This is a genomic window from Aeribacillus sp. FSL K6-1305 (assembly GCF_038050115.1).
Lineage (GTDB): Bacteria > Bacillota > Bacilli > Bacillales > Aeribacillaceae > Aeribacillus > Aeribacillus composti.
Genome location: NZ_JBBOQV010000002.1, coordinates 456787 through 479990, shown reverse-complemented (window position 1 = coordinate 479990; position 23204 = coordinate 456787). Strand labels below are relative to the sequence as shown.

At 41.2% G+C, this 23204-nt stretch carries 26 protein-coding genes; 25 read left to right on the top strand and 1 reads right to left on the bottom strand.

All coding sequences use genetic code 11. The annotated features are described in order from the left end of the window. Positions 1-47: 47 nt before the first annotated feature. From glpX to NST97_RS12070, 5 genes are all read left to right on the top strand, one after another. Positions 48-1013 (top strand): class II fructose-bisphosphatase, encoded by a 966-nt coding sequence (glpX, locus tag NST97_RS12090; protein ID WP_063389037.1) that lies wholly within the window; start codon positions 48-50, stop codon positions 1011-1013. Positions 1014-1287: 274 nt separating this feature from the next. After that, complete coding sequence (rho, locus tag NST97_RS12085) at positions 1288-2565, top strand: transcription termination factor Rho (RefSeq protein WP_063389036.1); 1278 nt, start codon at positions 1288-1290, stop codon at positions 2563-2565. A 138-nt stretch (positions 2566-2703) separates the two neighbouring features. Further along, entirely contained in the window at positions 2704-2904 is a 201-nt protein-coding gene (gene rpmE, locus NST97_RS12080; RefSeq protein ID WP_063389035.1) for a 50S ribosomal protein L31, read from the top strand. Positions 2905-2989: 85 nt separating this feature from the next. Then, the gene (locus NST97_RS12075; RefSeq protein ID WP_063389034.1) at positions 2990-3562 is read left to right on the top strand and encodes a thymidine kinase; all 573 of its coding nucleotides are present in this window, start codon (positions 2990-2992) and stop codon (positions 3560-3562) included. 134 nt (positions 3563-3696) lie between these two features. Next, positions 3697-4128 (top strand): hypothetical protein, encoded by a 432-nt coding sequence (locus NST97_RS12070; protein ID WP_339198016.1) that lies wholly within the window; start codon positions 3697-3699, stop codon positions 4126-4128. Positions 4129-4216: 88 nt separating this feature from the next. On the opposite strand, the gene NST97_RS12065 is transcribed toward NST97_RS12070, so the two are convergent. Beyond that, positions 4217-4711, bottom strand: a complete 495-nt coding sequence (locus NST97_RS12065; RefSeq protein WP_327856152.1) for a MerR family transcriptional regulator — start codon at positions 4709-4711, stop codon at positions 4217-4219. A gap of 562 nt (positions 4712-5273) precedes the next feature. On the opposite strand from NST97_RS12065, the gene prfA reads away from it, so the two are divergent. The 20 genes from prfA to atpA all read left to right on the top strand — a co-directional run bounded on the left by prfA (position 5274) and on the right by atpA (position 23181). Then, the gene (prfA, locus tag NST97_RS12060) at positions 5274-6344 is read left to right on the top strand and encodes a peptide chain release factor 1 (protein WP_063389031.1); all 1071 of its coding nucleotides are present in this window, start codon (positions 5274-5276) and stop codon (positions 6342-6344) included. A 3-nt stretch (positions 6345-6347) separates the two neighbouring features. After that, positions 6348-7208 carry a peptide chain release factor N(5)-glutamine methyltransferase gene (gene prmC / locus NST97_RS12055; RefSeq protein ID WP_340882362.1) on the top strand — a complete coding sequence of 287 codons (861 nt, stop codon included), beginning with the start codon at positions 6348-6350 and terminating at the stop codon, positions 7206-7208. 114 nt (positions 7209-7322) lie between these two features. Then, complete coding sequence (gene spoIIR / locus NST97_RS12050) at positions 7323-7967, top strand: stage II sporulation protein R (protein ID WP_063389029.1); 645 nt, start codon at positions 7323-7325, stop codon at positions 7965-7967. Between the two features lie 64 nt (positions 7968-8031). Next, positions 8032-8463 carry a GNAT family N-acetyltransferase gene (locus NST97_RS12045; protein WP_063389028.1) on the top strand — a complete coding sequence of 144 codons (432 nt, stop codon included), beginning with the start codon at positions 8032-8034 and terminating at the stop codon, positions 8461-8463. A gap of 174 nt (positions 8464-8637) precedes the next feature. Next, a complete protein-coding gene (locus NST97_RS12040; protein ID WP_341343295.1) occupies positions 8638-9681 on the top strand; it encodes an L-threonylcarbamoyladenylate synthase in 1044 nt (347 codons plus the stop codon). A 264-nt stretch (positions 9682-9945) separates the two neighbouring features. Further along, a complete protein-coding gene (locus NST97_RS12035) occupies positions 9946-10491 on the top strand; it encodes a manganese efflux pump MntP (protein ID WP_063389026.1) in 546 nt (181 codons plus the stop codon). 214 nt (positions 10492-10705) lie between these two features. Further along, positions 10706-11158, top strand: a complete 453-nt coding sequence (locus tag NST97_RS12030; protein WP_327848500.1) for a low molecular weight protein arginine phosphatase — start codon at positions 10706-10708, stop codon at positions 11156-11158. Positions 11159-11174: 16 nt separating this feature from the next. Further along, positions 11175-12470 carry a methyl-accepting chemotaxis protein gene (locus NST97_RS12025; RefSeq protein WP_341343294.1) on the top strand — a complete coding sequence of 432 codons (1296 nt, stop codon included), beginning with the start codon at positions 11175-11177 and terminating at the stop codon, positions 12468-12470. A 16-nt stretch (positions 12471-12486) separates the two neighbouring features. After that, complete coding sequence (gene rpiB / locus NST97_RS12020) at positions 12487-12933, top strand: ribose 5-phosphate isomerase B (RefSeq protein WP_063389024.1); 447 nt, start codon at positions 12487-12489, stop codon at positions 12931-12933. Between the two features lie 12 nt (positions 12934-12945). Then, entirely contained in the window at positions 12946-13494 is a 549-nt protein-coding gene (locus tag NST97_RS12015; RefSeq protein ID WP_063389023.1) for a TIGR01440 family protein, read from the top strand. Between the two features lie 503 nt (positions 13495-13997). Further along, complete coding sequence (gene glyA, locus NST97_RS12010) at positions 13998-15239, top strand: serine hydroxymethyltransferase (RefSeq protein ID WP_063389022.1); 1242 nt, start codon at positions 13998-14000, stop codon at positions 15237-15239. A gap of 188 nt (positions 15240-15427) precedes the next feature. Then, positions 15428-16057, top strand: a complete 630-nt coding sequence (gene upp, locus NST97_RS12005) for a uracil phosphoribosyltransferase (protein ID WP_063389021.1) — start codon at positions 15428-15430, stop codon at positions 16055-16057. A gap of 275 nt (positions 16058-16332) precedes the next feature. Then, the gene (locus NST97_RS12000; protein WP_341343293.1) at positions 16333-18579 is read left to right on the top strand and encodes a S8 family serine peptidase; all 2247 of its coding nucleotides are present in this window, start codon (positions 16333-16335) and stop codon (positions 18577-18579) included. Positions 18580-18761: 182 nt separating this feature from the next. After that, positions 18762-18989, top strand: coding sequence for an AtpZ/AtpI family protein (locus tag NST97_RS11995; protein ID WP_094244712.1), 228 nt, complete (start codon positions 18762-18764; stop codon positions 18987-18989). 2 nt (positions 18990-18991) lie between these two features. Further along, on the top strand, positions 18992-19375 hold the full coding sequence (locus tag NST97_RS11990; protein WP_063389019.1) for an ATP synthase subunit I: 384 nt from the start codon (positions 18992-18994) through the stop codon (positions 19373-19375). A 6-nt stretch (positions 19376-19381) separates the two neighbouring features. After that, positions 19382-20092, top strand: a complete 711-nt coding sequence (atpB, locus tag NST97_RS11985) for a F0F1 ATP synthase subunit A (protein ID WP_130156431.1) — start codon at positions 19382-19384, stop codon at positions 20090-20092. A gap of 69 nt (positions 20093-20161) precedes the next feature. After that, on the top strand, positions 20162-20374 hold the full coding sequence (gene atpE / locus NST97_RS11980) for a F0F1 ATP synthase subunit C (RefSeq protein WP_063389017.1): 213 nt from the start codon (positions 20162-20164) through the stop codon (positions 20372-20374). Positions 20375-20656: 282 nt separating this feature from the next. Next, on the top strand, positions 20657-21121 hold the full coding sequence (atpF, locus tag NST97_RS11975) for a F0F1 ATP synthase subunit B (protein WP_082830384.1): 465 nt from the start codon (positions 20657-20659) through the stop codon (positions 21119-21121). Continuing rightward, positions 21118-21657 (top strand): F0F1 ATP synthase subunit delta, encoded by a 540-nt coding sequence (locus NST97_RS11970; protein WP_341343292.1) that lies wholly within the window; start codon positions 21118-21120, stop codon positions 21655-21657. The genes atpF and NST97_RS11970 overlap by 4 nt, the downstream gene beginning before the upstream one ends. A gap of 15 nt (positions 21658-21672) precedes the next feature. Further along, complete coding sequence (gene atpA / locus NST97_RS11965; RefSeq protein WP_063389014.1) at positions 21673-23181, top strand: F0F1 ATP synthase subunit alpha; 1509 nt, start codon at positions 21673-21675, stop codon at positions 23179-23181. The last annotated feature ends 23 nt before the right edge of the window (positions 23182-23204 follow it).

The window sequence follows — 23204 nt, the reverse complement described above, 5'->3', positions numbered from 1 at the left end:
AATCACCAATTTTGCATGAAATGACATCAAAGGGGGAGGAACACAAAATGGAAAGAAGTTTATCAATGGAACTTGTACGTGTGACAGAAGCAGCTGCCCTTGCGTCTGCACGTTGGATGGGCCGCGGCAAAAAAGATGAGGCGGATGATGCCGCGACCTCAGCAATGCGAACCGTTCTAGATACGATCCCGATGAAAGGAACAGTCGTGATTGGAGAAGGAGAAATGGACGAGGCTCCGATGCTGTATATTGGGGAGAAGCTTGGCAACGGCTACGGCCCGCGTGTCGATGTCGCAGTAGATCCATTGGAAGGAACCAATATTGTGGCGTCAGGCGGCTGGAATGCACTTGCAGTTATAGCGGTAGCCGACCATGGGAACATGCTCCATGCGCCAGATATGTATATGGACAAAATTGCAGTAGGGCCTGAAGCTGTCGGGTGCATAGATATTGATGCTCCGATTATCGACAATTTAAAAGCTGTTGCAAAGGCGAAAAATAAAGATATCGAAGATGTTGTAGCAACTGTTTTAAATCGAAAAAGACATGAGCATATTATTCAAACCCTTCGAGAAGCGGGTGTTCGCATTAAACTGATCAATGACGGCGATGTCGCTGCGGCAATTAATACCGCCTTTGACCATACGGGCGTTGATATTTTGTTCGGATCTGGAGGGGCTCCTGAAGGAGTGTTGGCAGCAGTTGCTTTAAAATGTTTAGGAGGAGAAATACAAGGAAAGCTGCTGCCGCAAAATGACCAGGAGCTGGAACGATGTAAAAAAATGGGGATTGATGTCAACAAAACTCTTCGAATGGAAGACTTAGTAAAAGGCGATGATGCGATTTTTGCTGCAACAGGTGTAACGGATGGCGAGCTGTTAAAAGGTGTGCAATTCAAAAGCTCTATTGCAACGACTCATTCTGTTGTGATGCGTGCGAAATCCGGAACAGTTCGCTTTATCGATGGCCGCCATTCTTTGAATAAAAAACCGAATTTAGTTATTCGATCTTAGTTAGGAGGAGACGAATAGATCTCCTCTGCTTTTTAAAAATAATACCCTTCAAAATACTTTCCGCTGTTTTTTAGCTTGAAATGTATTGCGAAAAGTAAAAAAATAAGGTAAAAATAAAGAGGTTGTTATAAAAAGATTTCTGCTTTTAAGCTTCCTACCTTCCTGCCTCCTTCTCAATCCATTTGTCCTTACATTTTCAAACAACATAATTTTAATGGATGGAAGAACGAAACGTGAAACATTTTGAATATGGTAAGAAAAGCGTGGTGTAAGTATGAGCGAGATTTCCATTTCAACTCTTGAAAATATGAAATTAAAAGAGTTGTATGAACTAGCACGGCAATTTAAAATTTCATATTACAGCAAATTAACAAAAAAGGAATTAATTTTTGCAATATTAAAAGCAAATGCGGAGAAAGAAGATTTGCTATTTATGGAAGGCGTCTTAGAAATCATTCCTTCTGAAGGATTTGGTTTTCTGCGTCCAATTAACTATTCTCCCAGCGCAGAGGATATTTATATTTCAGCCTCGCAAATCCGCCGTTTTGATTTAAGAAACGGCGATAAAGTATCTGGAAAAGTCCGCCCGCCAAAAGAAAATGAACGATATTACGGATTGCTGCACGTTGAAGCGGTAAATGGCGACGACCCCGAATCTGCGAAAGAACGCGTCCATTTCCCGGGCCTTACTCCTCTTTATCCAAATAGACAAATGAAATTGGAAACCGAACCTAAAAATTTATCAACAAGAATTATGGATTTAATTACACCAGTCGGCTTTGGACAGCGCGGTTTAATTGTGGCACCCCCTAAGGCAGGAAAAACAATGCTTTTAAAAGAAATTGCCAATGCCATTACGACGAACCATCCTGAGGCTGAACTGATTGTGCTGCTTATTGATGAACGTCCTGAAGAGGTAACCGATATTGAACGTTCTGTAAAAGGGGATGTCGTAAGCTCAACTTTCGATGAGGTGCCGGAGAATCATATTAAAGTCGCTGAACTCGTTCTTGAACGAGCGATGCGTCTTGTGGAGCATAAACGGGATGTCATTATTTTAATGGACAGCATAACTCGGCTGGCCCGCGCGTATAACTTAGTAATTCCGCCAAGCGGCCGGACGCTGTCAGGAGGGATTGACCCTGCCGCATTTCACCGTCCGAAGCGGTTTTTTGGGGCGGCGCGGAACATTGAGGAAGGCGGCAGCTTGACGATATTGGCAACTGCGCTTGTAGATACGGGATCGCGAATGGATGATGTCATTTACGAAGAATTTAAAGGAACGGGAAATATGGAGCTTCATCTTGATCGTTCATTAGCGGAAAGGAGAATATTCCCTGCCATTGATATTCGCCGTTCCGGTACACGAAAAGAAGAATTGTTAATTCCGAAAGAGCATTTAGAAATGTTATGGGCGATTCGAAAATCTATGTCGGATCAGATGGATTTTGCTGAACGCTTCTTAAAGAAAATGCGCCAAACGAAATCAAATGAGGAATTTTTTGAAATGCTAAAAGAAGAATGGAAAACAACTGGCATAAAAAGTTTCTAACTATGTTGCATTTCTTGTAAACCCTTGTTATAATTTTTTCATGTGTGTTTAAGAATGTTGAAGCGTGAAATAATTGCACGTTTCCGAATAGATAAACTCTGTTTCGAAATGATTCAGGGCGTAAAGGAGTTGAAAACTATGAAACCGGGAATTCATCCAAATTATAAAAGAGTACTCGTAAAATGTGCATGCGGAAACGAATTTGAAAGCGGTTCTGTTAAAGATGAGGTGCGCGTTGAAATTTGTTCTGAATGCCATCCGTTCTATACAGGCCGCCAAAAATTTGCAACTGCAGCCGGACGTGTAGACAAATTTAACAAAAAATACGGTCTTAAATAATTATGTAAAACAGGCAGTCTTTTCATTCTGCCTGTTTTTTCACTTATTTGACATGTTTTTATAAAACGGGGAGAGATTTTTAAATATGGCGCAATTGTTTTTTAAATACGGGGCGATGAACAGCGGCAAATCCATCGAAATTTTAAAGGTTGCTCATAACTATGAGGAACAAAACAAATCGGTGCTGATTTTCACGTCTGCCATTGATACTCGTGATGAAGTTGGATATGTATCAAGCAGAATTGGCTTCAGACGAAAAGCGATACCGATCTACGATGATACGAATATTTTCCAAATTGTGAAGGAGTATCAGCCTAAGCCGTACTGTGTGCTAGTGGATGAGGCACAATTTTTAAAGAAAAAGCATGTACTTGAGCTTGCGGATATTGTTGACAAATTGAATATTCCCGCAATGGCGTTTGGATTGAAAAACGATTTTCAAAATGAGCTTTTCGAAGGAAGCAAATATTTGCTGCTTTTTGCGGATAAAATTGAGGAAATGAAAACGATTTGCTGGTTCTGCGAAAGGAAAGCAACAATGAATTTACGGATTGACGACAACGGCAAACCGGTATATTCGGGCGAGCAAATCCAAATCGGAGGAAATGACAAGTACTATCCTGTCTGCCGAAAGTGCCACGCGAATCCGCCGTTATGAATCATTGCTTATTTGCATTAGATGGGAAGAAACGTTGTCGGCAAGGTGTGATGAAGAGAATCTTACGATAAGGAAATATTTTCATTTAAAAGAGCTGATCCTTTTGGGCACCTTAAGAACAGGAGGTGCTTTTTATGCGAATATTGATACCATTCATTTTGGCGGCAATATATTTACTGTCAGGGTGTGGAACGGCGGATAAAATATCAGATAATCACTCATTAAATCTCGATCATAATGGATCCAACCTGATGACGAGGGACGTTAAGCCTGAAAATACAGGAGATGTGGTCGACCAGCAAACACAAAATCCAAACATAAATATTGCGAACAGCCCCTTGACGATCAGGGAGGCAAAAGAACAAATCGTCCGTACACTGGAAACTGAAAAAGGTTTAGAGCTCGATTCTTTTTGGACAAATGGGGACGATGCTTGGGCGGTTATTTATACATCACAAAAATTGACGGAACAACAACGCGAAAACCGGCAAAAGGAGCTGTACGACAAGTTGCAGCGCGCACTGCCCCGATACAACTTGCATGTTCAGTTAATCAATAAAAAATAAAACTCGTTCACCGATTGAGCGAGTTTTATAAAGAACTTATAAATCGAAAATTGATTTCGTGTATCGAGTGTGTGTCATGAAGATGGGTTTATAAACCGAAAATGGAGCTGAGCAGCGTTTTATATACTGCCTTCTTTTTTCGGGGTTTATCAATCGAAGACATTTGAAGTTCAGGCATACTTTTTTTGCTTTCAAGCTCTTTTATTTTTCTTTCGAGCGTCTCGATCCTTCCTGTCAGCTCTTCAATTTCCTTTCTTTGCACTAAAAGCTGATATGACACGACATCGTCAGCTTTTGAATAGATCATTTGCTCCAGATCCGCTATTTTTTTCAACAATTCGTTCGAAACCGTTCCACCAGCATTTTTAGCCGATTCTTTTCTTTTCGCTTTTACTATTACTTGTTGCATTGGAACTCCTTGTTTTATTTGATTGTGAACTTCTTTGAGCAAGGTGATATCCTCGTCAGAAAACATATAATGTCCAAGTTCGTTCCGTTCCATTGGAAGATTAAGCTGTTTGATCCAGCGCTGAACTGTTTTCGGAGAAACACCGATTTTTTTGGCAGCATCGGTTGTATTCATCGAACCTCCCCTTTCAAACGATCATAATATACATATTCAGCTTTTTATAGGAGAACCCTTCCTGTTTGACAAAACAAGCGGTCATCCGGCAAAAGTTCTAGAATATCGACAGAGGAGCCGGCAATTATCCGAACGTTTGAAACTGCGAGAGCTTCAAAAAATATATTCTGTTCCATTCGGCCGCTGATTCTATTTCATGGCAGAATCATTCGTCCGCATACATCTGGTTTTGTCTGTCAGCCGACTTGATTTTGTCCTGCACTCTAGATCAAAAACGAAAAATTTTAAAAGGTTGCTAGTTTGGTACAAATGATGGCGGCATATTGGATTGATTAATCGCTTTTTAACAAAACCTTGATGTGATTATAAAAGCCGTCCGAACCTGTAAAATCGACTTTGCAGCATCGCATATCGAAAAAAGCTTTTTTGCTTCCCAATTGTTAAAAACGGTTGTTTTTGACTGGTACAGTTTCCTATACTATAATTTAGAAAGTTACAAACGGTGCACCACATAGGAGTTTCCCTATGAGTGGGCTATGATTAAAAATAGAGGTGAAATTCCGTGTTAGAACGTTTGCAAGCGGTTGAAGACCGATATGAAAAATTGAATGAGCTTTTAATGGATCCGGAGGTTGTCAACGATCCGAAAAAGCTGCGCGAATATTCGAAAGAACAATCTGATCTTCAAGAAACGGTTGAAGTTTACCGTGAATATAAAAAGGTAAGAGAGCAGCTAGAAGATGCAAAAAGCATGCTTGAAGAAAAGCTTGATCCAGAAATGCGGGCAATGGTAAAAGAGGAACTGGCAGAGCTTGAAGCGCGGGAAAGCGAGCTGATTGAGCAATTAAAAATTTTATTGCTTCCAAAAGATCCAAACGATGAAAAGAACGTTATCATGGAGATCCGCGGTGCAGCAGGCGGAGAGGAAGCAGCGCTTTTTGCTGCAGACCTTTACCGCATGTATACTAGGTATGCGGAAGATAAAGGCTGGAAAATAGAAGTGATGGAAGCAAACACGACCGGGACTGGCGGCTATAAAGAGATCATTTTTATGATTACAGGAAAAGGAGCCTATTCCAAATTAAAATTTGAAAACGGTGCCCATCGCGTGCAGCGGGTACCGGAGACGGAATCTGGAGGCAGAATTCATACGTCAACTGCAACAGTCGCCTGTTTGCCGGAAGCGGAAGAGGTAGAAGTAGAAATTAACGAGAAAGATATCCGTGTTGATACATTCGCATCAAGCGGTCCTGGAGGACAAAGCGTTAACACTACGATGTCAGCTGTACGTTTAACACACATTCCAACCGGAATTGTCGTATCCTGCCAGGATGAAAAATCGCAAATAAAAAATAAAGAGAAAGCCATGAAGGTTTTGCGTGCCCGCATTTTAGATAAATACCGCCAAGAAGCGCAAGCGGAATACGATCAAAACCGAAAGCTTGCTGTTGGAACCGGTGATCGATCGGAACGCATTCGTACGTACAACTTCCCGCAAAACAGAGTTACAGACCATCGTATCGGTCTCACATTACAAAAGCTTGATCTCATCCTAGAAGGAAAATTGGATGAAATTATCGATGCCCTCATTTTAGAAGATCAAGCGAAAAAACTGCAATCCCAAGGGGAGTAAACCATGCCGAAAGTTTTCGAAGCCCTCAAATGGGCTTCTTCTTTTTTAAAACAAGCGGGAAGAGATGAGAATGCGGGAGAATTGCTGCTTTTGCATCATATGAAGAAAAGTCGGGCGAGCTTGCTTGCCGATTTAAGAATGGATATTGACAAACAAGTATGGGAAATCTTTCAGCAGGACGTGCAAAAACATGCTCAAGGGATGCCTGTGCAATATATTATCGGCTGCGAACAATTTTACGGCCGCCCTTTTAAGGTGAACGAGCATGTATTGATTCCGAGACCGGAAACGGAAGAGCTAGTTCAAGGCGTGCTGCTCCACTCTGAACGTTTATTTTCTGAAAGGGAGCAAATCGATGTTGTAGATATTGGCACGGGGAGCGGTGCTATTGCCGTCACATTGGCTCTTGAAAATAAAAAAATGCGCGTGTCTGCCACCGATATTTCCGAAAAAGCGCTTGCAGTGGCAAAAGAAAATAGCGAAAAGCTTTGTGCTAATGTGCATTTTTATCAAGGCGATTTGCTGAACCCTATTATAAATGCAAAGCAAAAAGCGGATGTTGTTGTGTCCAATCCGCCGTATATTCCGGATGAAGAAATCATGGAGCTGTCAACGGTTGTAAAGGACTGGGAGCCGACATTAGCGCTTTCAGGAGGAGCGGATGGCCTTTTGTATTATCGAAAAATTGCGGAGCAGCTTCCAGATGTGATCCGCTACCCTGGATTAATCGCATTTGAAATCGGGCACGGGCAAGGAAAAGATGTGAAAAGCATGCTAGAGAATAGGTTTCCAAAAGCAGAGGTACAAATTGAATACGATATGAATGGAAAAGAACGGAAAGTATTTGCTGTCCTTTCGTTATAATAAGCTTTTCGAGCCATTCCCTCCTTTTCTAGCAAACTTCAAATCTGAACCAATTTTATGTTTAAGATCTCTCTCTTCTGTCGATAATGACGTACTGAAGGGAGAGGAAAAACGATGAAAAAGAAATTATCTGTTATATATATTTTTTTAATGCTGTTTGGCAGCCTATTAACAGCTTATGAAATGCCGACAGACGCAAAACAAAATGAGACGGTGATCATTCCTGACGAAGCCATTCGTCTGCGAATTTTAGCAAATAGCGATTCTCCGGAAGATCAAGCTTTAAAACGGAATGTTCGGAATGCGGTCAATGAAGCAATTAATCAATGGGTTCAGGATCTAACTTCGATTGAAGAGGCGCGTAAAATCATTCGAGCAAAAATACCAGAAATTAAGGATATCGTCCAAAGCGTTTTAAAACAGGAAAACAGCAGCCAATCCTTTACAGTGGAGTTTAAAAAAATTCAATTTCCGACAAAGCTTTATGGAAATTTCCTTTATCCGGCTGGAAACTATGAAGCCATATTGATCACTCTTGGAGAAGGAAAAGGAGCCAACTGGTGGTGCGTGTTGTTTCCGCCGCTTTGCTTTGTCGACTTTTCAAGCGGTGAAGCTATTCAACAGGATGAAGAAAAGGATAAAGTAAAAGAAGAAAAGAAATTAGAGAAAACAAAAAACTTATTCGCTCCTGAAGAACATGATGAGGAAGTAGAAGTGAAATTTTTCTTAGTAGAATGGTTTACAAATCTGTTTTCATAGGTCTAATTCAGCTTTTGCCTCATACATTGATTACTAGATTTGTCCGAATAAAAGGGGTGAAAGCGTGTATTATTCATTGCGGTTTGCGGAAAGGGAAGACTTAAAAACCATTCAACAATTTGCAGATCAAGCGGGCGTTTCCACGGAAGGCTTCGACAACAGCCATTTTATTATTATGGAGACTGATCATGGTGAAATAGCGGGATGTCTCGGAATGGAAGTCATCAATCAGGATGGTCTCCTCCGCTCTTGCGTTGTGTCCAGCAATTTGAATCAAGGACATATCATTTCCCTATTAAAATCGGCAGACTTATTAATGGAACAGTTTCGTTTGAAAAATATTTATTTTGCAGTCAACAAAAATTCTGTAGCAGAGTTATTAGAAATATTGGGATTCAAGAGGATTCAAGCGGATGAATTGCCTTCCCACATGCTTGCGTCAAATCTCATGAATCAGTTGGTATCCGTTCCAAATGTAGAGTTTATGGTAAAATAACGCTATGGATACGTATAAATTATACACAATATCCACAATATTTATCCACTGCAATCAACAGCTTTATCCACAATTTGTGGATAAAGCTTGTTCTTGAAAAATAATGGAACAGTTTCACTATTGCTTAGAAAGATTCATAACACTCGTTCATGTATTAGCAAAGGAGTAAACGAAATGAAAACGAAGCATTGGATTGTGGATAATTTAGAGCATGTTACAAAAAATTCTCCACAAATTGTTCAGGCAGCCGAACTATTGAAAAAAAATGAATTGGTTGCCTTTCCAACAGAAACAGTCTATGGACTAGGAGCAAACGCGAAAAGCGATGAAGCAGTAGCAAAAATTTATAGCGCGAAAGGAAGACCGAGCGATAATCCGTTAATTATCCACATTGCTAAAAAAGAACAGTTAACAGAGATTGTGGATAGCTATCCCGATTGGATTGATCCATTAATTGACCGTTTTTGGCCAGGCCCTCTCACCCTTGTTTTGCCAAAAAAAGAAGGTCTGTCGAATCTTGCCACAGCAGGATTATCAACAGTAGCAGTGCGCATGCCGGATCACCCTGCAGCATTAGCATTAATCGAAGCAGCAAATCTGCCGATTGCAGCTCCGAGCGCAAATCTTTCCGGAAAGCCAAGTCCCACTTCTGCTAAACATGTCATGGATGATCTCGAAGGGCGAATCCCGGGAATTGTCGATGCAGGCTCTACTGGACTTGGCGTAGAATCAACAGTACTTGACTGCACCGAGGATATTCCAGTGATCCTGCGTCCAGGTAGTGTTACAAAGCAGCAATTAGAAGAAGTCATCGGTACGGTGCGCATAGATGCTGCGCTGCTGAATCAGGAGGAATTGCCGAAAGCGCCGGGCATGAAATATACACATTATGCACCTGATGCTCCTTTAACGATTGTCGATGGAAGCAAAGAATTTATTGAACAATTAATACAAAAAGAGAAAGAAAAAGAAAAAAAAGTCGGGGTGTTGACAACAGAAGAAAATAGTCGTTTTTACAGTGCGGATAAAATTGTTGTCTGCGGAAAAAGAAGCGATTTGCGAACAGTTGCCAGCGCACTGTATGATTCGCTCAGAAAGTTTAATGAAGAACAGCTGGATGTATTATTCAGCGAAGCGTTTCCTGCGGAAGGAGTTGGACAAGCTATTATGAATCGCTTGTTAAAAGCTGCATCCCACCGGATCATAAAAGAACGGTAAACTTTTAATGCCTTGAACAAAAATCGGCGCTCAGGCCGGTTTTTTTGAGTCCAGACTTTCTGATCCTTTGTTTAACAGGCGGAATTGACAGATCAAAAGCAAATATAAAAATGGTAAAGGCTCATCTGCCATCGCACGCATAGGCAGAAACAGATCGCGCAGTTAAATAAACAGAGATCAATGAACCGGGCGCCATTCTTTGTCATAATGTCCCTCTGACGTGCATATCGTTCAATATGCGTGTCCGGGGGAGGTTATATCTATATGGCTGCAGAAATAGTAACTTTATTTTTAATGGCATTTGCATTAGGGATGGATGCCTTTTCAGTGAGCCTTGGGATGGGCTTAGTTCGTTTGCGATGGAAGCAAATTTTTGACATCGGTATATACATTGGGATTTTTCATATGATCATGCCACTTATCGGAATTGTCTTGGGGAAAGTACTATCGGAAAAGTTTGGTTTAGTTGCCATGTATATTGGAGGATGTCTGCTCACTCTTTTAGGAATTCAAATGATTTATTCGTCTTTTAAACGCGATGAATCGCCTTTCATTGCACCGGTCGGCATCGGCCTGTTCCTTTTTGCGCTGAGCGTCAGTTTAGACAGTTTTTCGGTAGGATTAAGTCTAGGTATCTACGGAGCGGAGGTTTTGTTAACCGTCGTAATGTTTGGTTTTATGAGCATGGTGCTCACTTGGAGCGGGTTATTGATCGGCAAACGGGTTCAAGATTGGTTCGGCACATATAGTGAAGCTTTTGGCGGCAGCATTTTGCTTGTATTTGGCTTGAAATTATTATTTTCAATGTAGAAAGCTATATTATCTAAACCAATCATTTGAGCACAGTCATTGGACGTGCTTTTTTTGTTAATTTTTTTGGTTAAATATGCCTATTATGCAAAAAAATTGTGACTTTTTGTCGATAATAAAAATAAAAAAAATTCCTCATGGTTTCCATTCTTTCGAACTTTTTGATTATAATGAAGGTAACATCAAAAGGGAGAGATAGAAGGGAGAAAACCTTGTGACAAACATTTTATTCGTTTGCACCGGAAATACATGTCGAAGCCCGATGGCGGAGGCTATTTTTAAGCATTTGCAAAAAAACGGCGGATTTAACGTTCGTTCAGCAGGCGTGTTTGCATTGGATGGGCAGAAAATTTCAGAAAATGCAAAAAAAGTGCTGGAGGAAAAGGGAATACATGTTGAGCACAGTGCTTCAAAACTTACGGAAGAACATATCGATTGGGCAACATATGTATTTACGATGACTAAAGATCATAAAAACATATTATGCCAATTTTTTCCTAAAGCAGCCGAAAAAACATTTACGGTAAGCGAGTTCGTTGTTGGAAAAGATGGGGAGATACGTGATATTACCGATCCGTTTGGCAGTTCCGTGGAAAAGTACAGAAAAACAAGGGAAGAGCTGGAGCAATTGCTTCAAAAGCTTATTTCAAAATTAGAAACAAATTAGCAGGCAGGTGGACTCTGTGAAAAACAAGAATCGATACAAATTCAGCATCCGTTTAAAAATCGTCATCTTTATTACGATTGTTGCTCTTATTACATATTCAACAAGCGGATTTTTCATTTATGTTGTATACGAGTATGTGAAACAATATATTGACCGAACATCTTTTACCATTTTGACGTTGACTCTTGGAATCATATGGTCAGGGATTTTAACAGCTATTGCAGCTGGATTTCTTATTTCTCCGCTAAAGCGGCTTGAAAAGGCTGCTCTTATAGCGGCCGATGGCGATATTTCCGTAAATGTTCCTGACATCAAATCAGATGATGAAATTCGGTCCTTAAGCAGAGCCTTTAATGAAATGCTTTCCAATTTAAGACATATGGTGAAAAACATTGAAATAAATTTTGAGCAAACAAATGAGCAGGTGAAACAAATACATGCTGCAACAGAACAGGCAACAAGACAAGCTGAAAGCATTTCATATACGATTAAGGAAATTTCAACAGGAGCCGACCAATCGGCGGCTGCTATTCAGGAAACAGCAGAAGCGGTGGAAGATACGGTAGAGCTTGCTAGTCAGGTAAAAGAAAAAGCAAAAGTATCCGAAAAAATGGCAAATGAAATGGTTCAATCACTTGACCAAAGCAAAAAGATATTTCAATCTTTAATTAAAGGGATTCAATCGTTGGCCGAAAAAAACGAGCAATCTATTTTGGCGGTACAGCGTCTTGAAGAAAATGCCAAAAAGGTGGAGACTATTGTATCCCTTGTCGGCGATATTGCCAATCAAACAAACCTGCTGGCGCTGAACGCGTCAATTGAAGCGGCAAGAGCAGGTGAACACGGCAGAGGGTTTGCTGTCGTTGCGGAAGAAGTTCGAAAGCTTGCTGACCAAAGCGCCAAAGCTGTTCAAGGAATTTCCGAGCTGATCTCTAACATTCAAAAAGAAGTAAGCAATGTTGTTGAACAGATTGGAGATCAAGTGAAAACAGCTCGACAAGAAGCGCAAAGAGGGAAAGAAACAGAGAAAATTCTTGTGGAGATGTCGAAATCGATTTTGCATGTTGCCGAAGCGGTTAAGGTGATCAGCGAGCTGATGGACGAACAGCAAAAAAGCATTCAACAAACAGGAGCGCAATCTGAAGAAGTGGCAGCGATTGCCGAAGAGACATCTGCTGGTGCACAGGAAGTGGCCTCATCTGTACAAGAACAAGCTGATAATATTTCTAACATTAATCAATTAACGAGAGAGCTTGAAGCAAGCGCTCAGCAGCTAAAGAAAGTAATCGATCGATTTACTTATGAAAAATAAAAAGGAGGAGCAGCTAGTGAAAGTCATAATTGCCTCAGATCACGGAGGGGTCAACATACGTGAAGAAATCAAAAAATTGCTTGACGAGATGAATATCGAATACGAAGATATCGGCTGCGACTGTGGGACATCAGTTGATTATCCTGATTACGCATTGCCGGCAGCTGAACGAGTCGCGAAAGGAGAATTTGACCGCGGTATTTTAATTTGCGGAACAGGGATCGGAATGTCAATAGCGGCCAATAAAGTAAAGGGTATTCGCTGCGCCCTTGTACATGATGTGTTTAGCGCAAAAGCAACCCGGGAGCATAACGACAGCAACATGCTTGCAATGGGTGAACGTGTCATCGGGCCGGGACTTGCCCGCGAAATTGTGAAAACGTGGCTAACAACTGAATATGTGGGAGGCAGGCATGCGAATAGAATAGAAAAAATTTCAAAATATGAAGAAACCCATTTATAAGGTGATGATCGAATGCCGGAATTGCAAGAATACCGGGAACAGCTTTTAACAGTGCTGGCCGATTTTAAAGAAAAAGCACCAATTCAAAAAGGGCAGCTGATTGTCATAGGGTGCTCAACGAGCGAAGTAATCGGAGAAAAAATCGGCACTGCCGGAAATACGGATGTTGCCGAAATGATATTTTCTGCATTATCGGAATTTCAAAAAGAAACAGGTGTAGAGCTCGCTTTTCAATGCTGCGAGCATTTAAATCGCGCTCTTGTCGTTGAACGGGAAACAGCAGAAAAGCGCAATTACGAAATCGTTTCTGTCATCCCAATCCCGAAAGCAGGCGGTTCCATGGCAGCGTTTGCTTATGAGCATATGAGGGATCCGGTTGTTGTTGAATTTATTAAGGCAGATGCAGGCATTGACATCGGAGATACACTTATTGGCATGCATTTAAAGCATGTTGCTGTCCCTGTTAGAAGTTCGGTCAAGCAAGTCGGACAAGCCCATGTAAACTTAGCTTTTAGCCGGCCGAAGCTTATCGGCGGTGCGCGGGCAGTTTATACAAAATAAACATTCGAATATTAGCAGTGCGAACTTACGTCATGGTTTGTGCTGCTATTTTTTTATAAAAGAAGTGGAGCGGAACGAAAAAAACATGCACATCATTTCTTTGAAGTATCGGGGCCCCTCCCTCTTTAGAAATTGTAAGCAAAAGTCGTATCAAACTTTGATGCGATTTTGTTTAGTGAAAATACAGGTTGCCGATCATTTCCTGCTTGACGACTCTGTGCATTGAGCTAGGTATAGAAGCTCCGTTGGTCGAGTTGTACAAGACATGATTCATTTTACAAACTGATAGTTTAAGTATACAGGCAGAATCGAGGTTTTAAGAAATTCCGAATTAAAAACTATTCATGCCAAAAAAAAGTTTGGGAAGAATACGCTTACATAAAAGAAAAGGGTTGCCAAAGGATGATCAATACGGTTATTCTGATTAATAAGTAGATCGGCATGACGATTTTGTCGCTCACCTGTGCCGTTCAATCGATGAAAGACTAGAGGGGGAACATTTCATGAAATATATTCAACAACAGGATCCTGAAGTATATGAAGCGATACAGAACGAATTAAAGCGCCAGCGTACGAAAATCGAATTGATTGCGTCAGAAAATTTTGTCAGTGAAGCGGTAATGGAGGCCCAAGGTTCTGTATTAACAAATAAATATGCAGAAGGTTATCCGGGACGTCGCTACTATGGAGGATGCGAATATGTTGACGTTGCGGAAGATTTAGCTCGCGAACGGGCGAAAAAAATTTTTGGAGCTGAGCATGCAAACGTTCAGCCGCATTCCGGTTCTCAAGCCAATATGGCTGTTTACTATGCTGTCTTAAATCATGGGGACACTGTTCTCGGAATGAATTTGTCTCACGGCGGCCATTTAACGCATGGAAGTCCGGTAAACTTCAGCGGAATGCAATTTAATTTTGTTGAATACGGTGTTGATCCTAACACTCATCTTATCGATTATGATGATGTTCGAGCTAAAGCTCTTGAGCATAAACCGAAAATCATTGTTGCTGGTGCCAGCGCTTATCCTCGTGAAATTGATTTTAAAAAGTTTCGGGAAATCGCTGATGAAGTGGGAGCTTACTTAATGGTTGACATGGCTCATATTGCCGGCCTTGTTGCTGCAGGTCTTCATCAAAATCCTGTGCCGTACTCCCATTTTGTAACAACTACGACGCATAAAACACTTCGCGGTCCAAGAGGCGGAATGATTTTATGCAAAGAAGAATTTGCAAAACAAATTGATAAAATCATTTTCCCAGGCATTCAAGGCGGTCCGTTAATGCATGTTATTGCGGCAAAAGCGGTAGCATTGGGAGAAGTTTTACAAGAAGAATTTAAAACATATGCGCAAAACATTATCAACAATGCGAAGCGGCTGGCAGAAAAATTAAAAGAAGAAGGACTGACTTTAGTATCTGGAGGAACAGATAACCATTTGATTTTAGTTGATGTCCGCAACTTGCAATTAACCGGAAAAGTTGCTGAACATGTTTTGGACGAAATCGGCATTACTGTGAATAAAAACGCGATTCCATACGATCCTGAATCGCCTTTTGTTACAAGCGGAATCCGTATTGGAACGGCAGCTGTCACAAGCCGCGGTTTTGGTTTGGAAGAAATGGATGAAATCGGATCGATTATTGCATTTGCATTGAAATTCCATCAAGACGAAGCTAAATTGGAAGAAGCGAGAAAACGGGTGCAAGCTTTAACAGAAAAATTCCCGCTCTACCCAAATTATTGAGGAAATATTGAGTGTTCGAAGCCACATGCTTCGGACGCTCTTTTTTTATTTTAATTTTCTGCCTCTTAAAACTATTTAAAATGGATTTCATCGTTTGGAATGTTGTCGAAAAAGGTTGATGAAAATGTTGAAACTCAAAAATTTTTTCTGTAAAATCTATTGAGGCAAAAGAAAAGGAGATGTGAAACTTGGGCAAAGTGTTTGTATTTGATCACCCGTTAATTCAGCATAAGCTATCCTATATTCGCGATAAAAAAACCGGAACAAAAGAATTTCGAGAGCTTGTGGATGAGATTGCTACATTAATGGCGTTTGAGATAACACGAGATCTTCCGCTGGAGGAAGTGGAAGTAGAAACCCCGGTAGGAGTAGCGAAAACAAAAATCTTGTCAGGAAAAAAACTTGGGGTTATTCCCATTTTGCGTGCGGGGCTAGGAATGGTTGACGGCATTTTGAAACTGATTCCTGCCGCAAAAGTCGGCCATATCGGGTTATATCGGGATCCGAAAACATTAAAGCCTGTAGAATACTATGTAAAACTTCCTTCTGATGTGGAAGAGCGGGATTTCATCGTTGTTGACCCAATGCTGGCTACCGGCGGTTCAGCAGTTGAAGCAATAGAGTGTCTAAAAAAACGCGGTGCAAAAAATATCCGTTTCATGTGTCTAGTAGCTGCTCCTGAAGGGGTAAAAGCAATGGAAGAAGCTCATCCAGATGTCGATATTTACATTGCCGCACTTGATGAGAAATTAAACGACCATGGCTATATCGTACCAGGTTTAGGAGATGCAGGAGACCGTTTATTTGGTACAAAATAACAGGAGAGGGCGAAGTGAAGTGCCCTCTCTTTCTTTTTAGCATAGTATGAAAAATTCATTAATATAAGGAGCTGTCCAGAAAGTCAAATCCCCATTGAAAACACAAAATCATAAACATCGATATATCAACGTTTCTAAAACATTAATAGGCGTCAATAAGCCGTAAAAACGACTTATTAAACAGCTCCATCAATTTCTCACTTTTCCCTTAAAACGACTTTTTTCATGCAATAAACTGATGTTCATAGCGAACAATAAGTGCTGAGGTGATAGAAATGGGAAACCTTTCAGTGCGAATTTGTTTGCTTTTTTTCTTCATTTTCCACGTTTTTGATGTAACTGCTTTTGCAAAGACCTTCCCCGAACATCCGCAAATCCCTGAAGAGAATGCTGATGAACAAGTCACAATGATCATTGTTTTGTCAGATCAGAACCTTTCAAAAATAAAAGAGTTGATTCAAAAAAAATATCCGGAAATAAACATTTGCTGGGAATATAAAAAAACGTTTACCGGATTTTCAGTAAAAGGGAAAAAAAGAGATCTAGATCAGCTAGTAAAAGAGCCTTACATTGAACATGCAGAGCCTGTAACGACTTTTCAAGCAACGGTTGAAGAAAGTGTTCCTTTTATAGGCGGCATCGATGCACGCGGCTATTTTGACGCGAAGGATGAAAGATTGACGGGAAAAGGAGTGAAAGTAGCTGTTATAGATACGGGGATCGACTACAACCACCGAGATTTACAAAAAAATTATCAAGGCGGATTTGATTTTGTAGATCAAGACAAAGACCCAATGGAAACAGTCGCGAAAGACAATTCGAGGACAATTCACGGCACTCACGTAGCAGGAATTATAGCCGCAAATGGAAAATTGAAAGGGGTTGCTCCGGAAGCCTCCATCATTGCCTATAGAGCGCTTGGCCCTCATGGGTACGGGACGACAGACCAAGTTATTGCAGCGATTGAAAAATCGATTGAGGATCAGGTAGATATCGTAAATCTTTCCCTTGGCAATGATGTGAACGGTCCGGATTATCCGACAAGCCTGGCGTTAAACCGAGCCGTTGAAGAGGGGATAACTGCAGTTGTATCAAGCGGAAACTCTGGACCTAACATTTGGACCGTCGGTTCGCCTGGCACTGCAAGCAAAGCAATTTCCGTCGGCGCATCGACACCGCCTCTTGACGTAAAGTATTTAACCCTTTCAGGATTTCAAAAGAAAATACCAGCTGAATCTTTGTTCAATTCTGCCCCTTGGACAACAATTAGAGGACGGATAGAATATGCAGGCTTAGGGGAGAAAAAAGACTTTAAACCTTCTGTTAAAGGAAAAATAGCCTTGGTGAAGCGCGGGGAGATCACGTTTGCCGAAAAAGCGAAAAATGCAAAATCGGCCGGAGCCCAAGCGTTGATTATTTGCAACAACATGAAAGGGAGATTTACCGGCAATTTAGAAGAAAAATTGGACTTTCCTGTTGTCTCCATCTCAAAGGAAGATGGCGAATGGCTGCGCAAACAATTGAATGAAAAATCGTTCATCAAAACAACCATTCAGATAGAACAAGATCGCCTCGCGCCCTTTTCATCAAAAGGACCGGTAACAGTCACATGGGAAGTGAAGCCCGATCTTGTCGCGCCTGGTGTAGCAATTGACAGCACAATACCTAAAGGGTATATGGCTCTTCAAGGAACAAGCATGGCTGCTCCGCATATAGCAGGTGCAGCGGCATTGATCAAACAAAAGCATCCAGATTGGTCGCCGGAACAAATAAAAGCAGCTATGATGAATACTGCTAAACCGCTTTATGATCAAAATGGAAGGCTGTACAAGGTGTTTGAGCAGGGGGCGGGAAGAATCGATATTTTATCGGCTGTTCAGACAAGAGCTCTCATTTATCCGGCATCTCTATCATTCGGTCAATTTCACAAAAATATCGGCAGGAAAAAGAAAGAGATCACGTTAACTCTTGAAAATCTCTCCGATCAAGAAAAAACGTTTGTTTTTTCTAAACCGCATTATCAAAAAGGGGTTCAATGGCAGCTCCCTATTTCCGTAAAGGTTCCTGCTAACGGGAAAAGAGAAGTATCCGTCTCGATTGATGTTGCACCAAAATCATTGAGGGAAGGATTGTATGACGGGACACTTGTTGTGACAGCCGGCAGCCAGACAATCCGCCTTCCATATTTATTCGTTGTTGGCGAACCGAATTATCCAAAAATCATGGGATTTGAATTTGGGCTTGCCGATCAAGGGAATATGTACCATTATGAGCTTTATTTGCCGCAAGGGGCGGATGAATTCGGGATTGCCCTGTATGACCCGGACACTTTAACATTCAAAGGCTTTTTAGACTGGCAAAGAAATATTCCGGGAGGTTTGTTGAAAAGAGACATTTCCGGGCAATTTAAGGACATTCCAAACGGCGTTTACAAAGCGCTTATTTTTGCAAAAAAAGACGGGGAAGAAAGCAGCTATGAAACGACAATCATTTTAGATAAAAAAATATTAAAAAGTCAATAGAAACACCAAAAATATTTGTGAACAAATTGTGATATTCTTAACAAATAGCTCAACTTTTGACGTGAAACAGATTGACATTGATTGGTGCCTATTGTATGCTAAACGGGGTGGGATGATAAGGTTTTCAACAGCCTTTTGACATAATGAAAATAAGGTAATTTTATATTGTGAGGACATACCCAATGCGGCAAAAAGAGCACCATCCGCTCCGAGCATACGCTTTAATGACTGCCATTCTTTCCTATTTGGCAGGGTCAGTGCTCGTTGGGATTTTTGCAGGAAGATGGCTTGATCGACATTTGCATACAGAACCCGTTTTTTTGATCATCGGTCTTCTAATTGGACTGGCTGCGGGAATAATTGCGATGCTGAGATTAGTCCAACATTTTTTTCAGGAGAATGAACGGTAACTATGGATCGTATTGAAAAATTGTTTGTGCGCAGCAAAAAATATTTGCTGTTTTTGCTTGCCATCTATGTGTTAGCGTGGGGGTTTACTCCTTATCAAGATATTTTCCTCGGTCTTGCCCTTGGTACAAGCTTTAGCCTCTATAATTTATGGATACTAGTGCGTAAATCAAAGCAAATACAGCAAGCAATTGAAGAAGGCCGTACAGCACGTTCGCTTGGAACGGTTTCAAGGATGGCAGCCGCAGGATTGGCGGTATTAATCGCACTTAAATTCCCTGAACATTTCCATTTAATTAGCGTGGTTATTGGTTTAATGACAATCTATATTGTCATTATGATAGATTCTATTCTATACATTTGCGGACAAGCTTGGGAAGAGAGGTGAATTTTGTTGGGTCACGAAGCGCCGATAGTAAAATTATTAGGGCTTGAATTTAATTTGTCCAATATTTTAATGATTCTTGTATCTAGCGCAATTGTATTTATCATCGCCGTAATGTCGACCCGCTCTTTGGCAATGAAGCCAACGGGCATGCAAAACTTTTTGGAATGGGTCATGGATTTTGTGAAAAACATTATTAACAGCACGATGGACTGGCAGACAGGCGGCCGATTCCTTACTTTAGGAATGACGCTCATCATGTACATTTTTGTTTCCAATATGCTTGGTCTACCATTCGCTATCGTTGTTGACCATGAGCTTTGGTGGAAATCGCCTACGGCTGATCCTACCATAACGCTGACACTGGCCATTTTAGTCGTCGGTTTATCGCATTATTACGGGATTAAATTAAAGGGCTTTTCCGCCTATGGAAGCGACTTTTTCAAGCCACTGCCGTTTTTGTTCCCGCTTAAAATTATTGAAGAGTTTGCAAACACGTTGACGCTTGGTCTTCGTCTTTACGGTAACATCTATGCTGGGGAAATTTTGCTAGGTCTGCTTGTCAGCTTGGCAACTAGCGGAGCATTCGGCTTCATCGGGGCAATTATTCCGATGATGGCGTGGCAGGCATTCAGTATTTTTGTAGGTGCAATCCAAGCTTTTATCTTTACAATGTTAACAATGGTTTATATGGCGCATAAAGTTAGCCATGACCATTAAAAATAAATGACTTCATCATAATTTTTGTGTAAAAAATTATTTTTAAACAAATAAAGGAGGACTTTATTCATGAATTTATTAGCAGCTGCAATTGCAATTGGTTTAGCGGCACTTGGTGCTGGTATTGGTAACGGACTTATCGTATCTCGTACAGTAGAAGGTATTGCTCGTCAACCTGAGGCGCGCGGTATGCTTCAAACTACTATGTTTATCGGGGTTGCGTTGGTTGAGGCGATTCCGATTATCGCGGTTGTTATTGCATTTATGGCTTTTGGTGCGTAATTTGAAAATTTCAAAAGAGCCTTGCCTAGATTGGTGTTGAAAAAGGCTTTTTAGAAATCGGCATGCAATCAATTTGCGTGAAGTCCGAATCGAAAGGACAGCAAGTGAAAAAGAGGAAATGGCGAAGTTTTTTAAGCATCTTCGCCATTCCTTTATGTTGTGAATGGTAACAGAGTCCCAATATAGCCGGTAGTTGGAAAACGGAAGTTTTGAAGGGAGTGAAACGAAGCCGTGTTAACAGTTGAATTTGCCCTCGGAGCTGGAGGCTTCGCAGCAGGAGATATGCTCGTTCAGCTCGTTGTATTTTTAGTTTTGTTAGCATTGCTCAAAAAATATGCTTTTGGTCCGCTTATGGGCATTATGAAACAGAGGGAAGAATTTATTGCAAATGAAATAAACGCTGCGGAAGAAAAGCATGCGGAAGCCAAAAAGCTTGCCGAAGAGCAGCGTGAGCTATTAAAGCAAGCCCGCATCGAAGCACAGGAGCTTGTTGAAAATGCGAAAAAACTCGGCGAACAGCAAAAAGAAGATATCATCCAAGCGGCTCGTGCGGAGGCAGAAAGACTGAAAGAAGCAGCCAAGAAAGAAATCGAACACGAAAAAGAGCAAGCCGTTGCTGAATTGCGTAATCAAGTGGCATCATTATCCGTTCTTATTGCTTCTAAAGTGATTGAAAAAGAATTGAATGAGGCTGAGCAAGAGAAGCTGATCAATGATTATATTAAAGAGGTAGGAGAACAGTTATGATTGGCGGAGTGGCAAAGCGCTATGCGTCAGCTCTTTTTCAAATTGCAAAGGAAAAAAATCAAGTGAAGCAGTTTGAAGAAGAATTGCGGATTGTAAAGCAGGCGTTTATTGAAAATCAAAAATTGCTGCAAATTTTAGAGCATCCGAAGGTGTTGCTCGAAAATAAAAAATCATTGGTCAATGAAGCGTTTTCTTCATTGAGTGCTGAAATTATCAATACTCTTCTTCTGCTTATCGATCGCCATCGCATCCGCTTAGTTCCTGAACTTGTAGATAACTTTGTGGAGCTTGCAAATGAAGAACAGCAAACAGCAGAAGCAACGGTTTACTCCGTCCGTCCGTTGAAGGATGAAGAAAAGCAGGCTCTTTCAGAAGTATTTGCGCAAAAGGTCGGAAAAAAATCGCTTAAGATCACAAACATCATTGATCAGAACTTAATTGGCGGACTGAAACTTCAAATCGGCAATCGTATTTTTGACGGTAGCATCAAGAGTAAGCTCGAACGCATCGGGCGGAATTTAGCGAAAAGTTCGTAGATAGGGGTGAAACTCATGAGCATCAAAGCTGAAGAAATTAGTGCACTGATAAAAAAGCAAATTGAAAACTATCAGTCTGAAATAGAAGTTAGCGATGTCGGCACAGTTATTCAAGTAGGTGACGGGATCGCACGTGCTCATGGCCTCGACAATGTCATGGCCGGTGAGCTTGTCGAATTTTCAAACGGCGTTATGGGATTAGCCCAAAACCTTGAAGAAAATAACGTCGGTATTGTTATTTTAGGCCCTTTTAAAGACATTCGTGAAGGCGATGAAGTGAGAAGAACAGGACGGATTATGGAAGTTCCTGTTGGAGAAGAGCTGATCGGCCGCGTTGTAAATCCGCTTGGACAACCAGTGGACGGGTTAGGCCCGATTGAAACAACCAAAACACGTCCGATTGAAAGCCCTGCCCCAGGCGTCATGGACCGGAAATCTGTTCATGAACCGCTGCAAACGGGTATTAAAGCGATCGACGCTCTTATCCCAATTGGCCGCGGACAACGCGAGCTCATCATCGGTGACCGTCAAACAGGTAAAACGCAAATTGCGATCGACACAATCATTAACCAAAAAGAAGAAAACATGATTTGTATCTATGTTGCGATCGGACAAAAAGAATCAACAGTTCGAAATGTTGTTGAAACACTTCGTAAACACGGTGCATTAGATTATACGATCGTTGTAACGGCATCTGCGTCTCAACCGGCTCCATTGCTTTATTTGGCCCCATATGCCGGTGTATCTATGGGCGAATATTTTATGTACCAAGGAAAACACGTCCTTATCGTATATGATGATCTTTCAAAGCAAGCTGCCGCTTACCGTGAGCTTTCTCTATTACTACGCCGTCCACCTGGACGTGAAGCGTTCCCTGGGGATGTCTTTTACTTGCACTCCCGTCTATTGGAACGTGCAGCAAAACTTAGCGATGCAAAAGGCGGCGGATCTTTGACGGCATTACCATTTGTTGAAACGCAGGCTGGCGACATCTCAGCTTACATTCCTACGAACGTAATTTCCATTACAGACGGACAAATTTTCTTGCAATCTGACCTATTCTTCTCAGGTGTGCGCCCTGCGGTAAACGCCGGATTGTCCGTTTCCCGCGTCGGCGGTGCAGCGCAAATCAAAGCGATGAAAAAAGTTTCGGGTACGCTTCGGCTAGACCTTGCAGCATACAGAGAGCTTGAAGCATTCGCTCAATTCGGTTCAGATCTAGATAAAGCAACTCAGGCGAAGTTAAACCGCGGTATGCGTACAGTTGAAGTATTGAAGCAAGGCATCAACAAGCCGATCCCAGTTGAAAAACAAGTCATGATCCTTTACACCTTAACAAAAGGATTTTTAGATGATATTCCTGTTGAGGATATTCGCCGCTTTGAAGAAGAATTTTATGCTTATTTAGATCAAAATGAAAAAGAGCTTCTTGAAGAAATCCGTTCGACAGGAAATCTGCCTGAAGACGAGAAAATGGAAAAAGCCATCAAAGGATTCAAAAAAACTTTTGCAGTTTCTGAATAAAGAACGATAAGGCTGTGAAAATA

Bases quoted from the DNA above. Each gene is read 5' to 3' on its own strand.
- NST97_RS12070 (WP_339198016.1), top strand. From the start codon at position 3,697: ATGCGAATATTGATACCATTCATTTTGGCGGCAATATATTTACTGTCA.
- NST97_RS12000 (WP_341343293.1), top strand. From the start codon at position 16,333: ATGGGAAACCTTTCAGTGCGAATTTGTTTGCTTTTTTTCTTCATTTTC.
- NST97_RS12065 (WP_327856152.1), bottom strand. From the start codon at position 4,711: ATGAATACAACCGATGCTGCCAAAAAAATCGGTGTTTCTCCGAAAACA.
- rpmE (WP_063389035.1), top strand. From the start codon at position 2,704: ATGAAACCGGGAATTCATCCAAATTATAAAAGAGTACTCGTAAAATGT.
- atpA (WP_063389014.1), top strand. From the start codon at position 21,673: ATGAGCATCAAAGCTGAAGAAATTAGTGCACTGATAAAAAAGCAAATT.
- NST97_RS11990 (WP_063389019.1), top strand. From the start codon at position 18,992: ATGGATCGTATTGAAAAATTGTTTGTGCGCAGCAAAAAATATTTGCTG.
- NST97_RS12015 (WP_063389023.1), top strand. From the start codon at position 12,946: ATGCCGGAATTGCAAGAATACCGGGAACAGCTTTTAACAGTGCTGGCC.
- prmC (WP_340882362.1), top strand. From the start codon at position 6,348: ATGCCGAAAGTTTTCGAAGCCCTCAAATGGGCTTCTTCTTTTTTAAAA.
- NST97_RS11970 (WP_341343292.1), top strand. From the start codon at position 21,118: ATGATTGGCGGAGTGGCAAAGCGCTATGCGTCAGCTCTTTTTCAAATT.
- atpE (WP_063389017.1), top strand. From the start codon at position 20,162: ATGAATTTATTAGCAGCTGCAATTGCAATTGGTTTAGCGGCACTTGGT.
- NST97_RS11995 (WP_094244712.1), top strand. From the start codon at position 18,762: ATGCGGCAAAAAGAGCACCATCCGCTCCGAGCATACGCTTTAATGACT.
- glpX (WP_063389037.1), top strand. From the start codon at position 48: ATGGAAAGAAGTTTATCAATGGAACTTGTACGTGTGACAGAAGCAGCT.
- NST97_RS12040 (WP_341343295.1), top strand. From the start codon at position 8,638: ATGAAAACGAAGCATTGGATTGTGGATAATTTAGAGCATGTTACAAAA.
- spoIIR (WP_063389029.1), top strand. From the start codon at position 7,323: ATGAAAAAGAAATTATCTGTTATATATATTTTTTTAATGCTGTTTGGC.
- glyA (WP_063389022.1), top strand. From the start codon at position 13,998: ATGAAATATATTCAACAACAGGATCCTGAAGTATATGAAGCGATACAG.
- NST97_RS12075 (WP_063389034.1), top strand. From the start codon at position 2,990: ATGGCGCAATTGTTTTTTAAATACGGGGCGATGAACAGCGGCAAATCC.
- NST97_RS12035 (WP_063389026.1), top strand. From the start codon at position 9,946: ATGGCTGCAGAAATAGTAACTTTATTTTTAATGGCATTTGCATTAGGG.
- atpF (WP_082830384.1), top strand. From the start codon at position 20,657: ATGCTCGTTCAGCTCGTTGTATTTTTAGTTTTGTTAGCATTGCTCAAA.
- rho (WP_063389036.1), top strand. From the start codon at position 1,288: ATGAGCGAGATTTCCATTTCAACTCTTGAAAATATGAAATTAAAAGAG.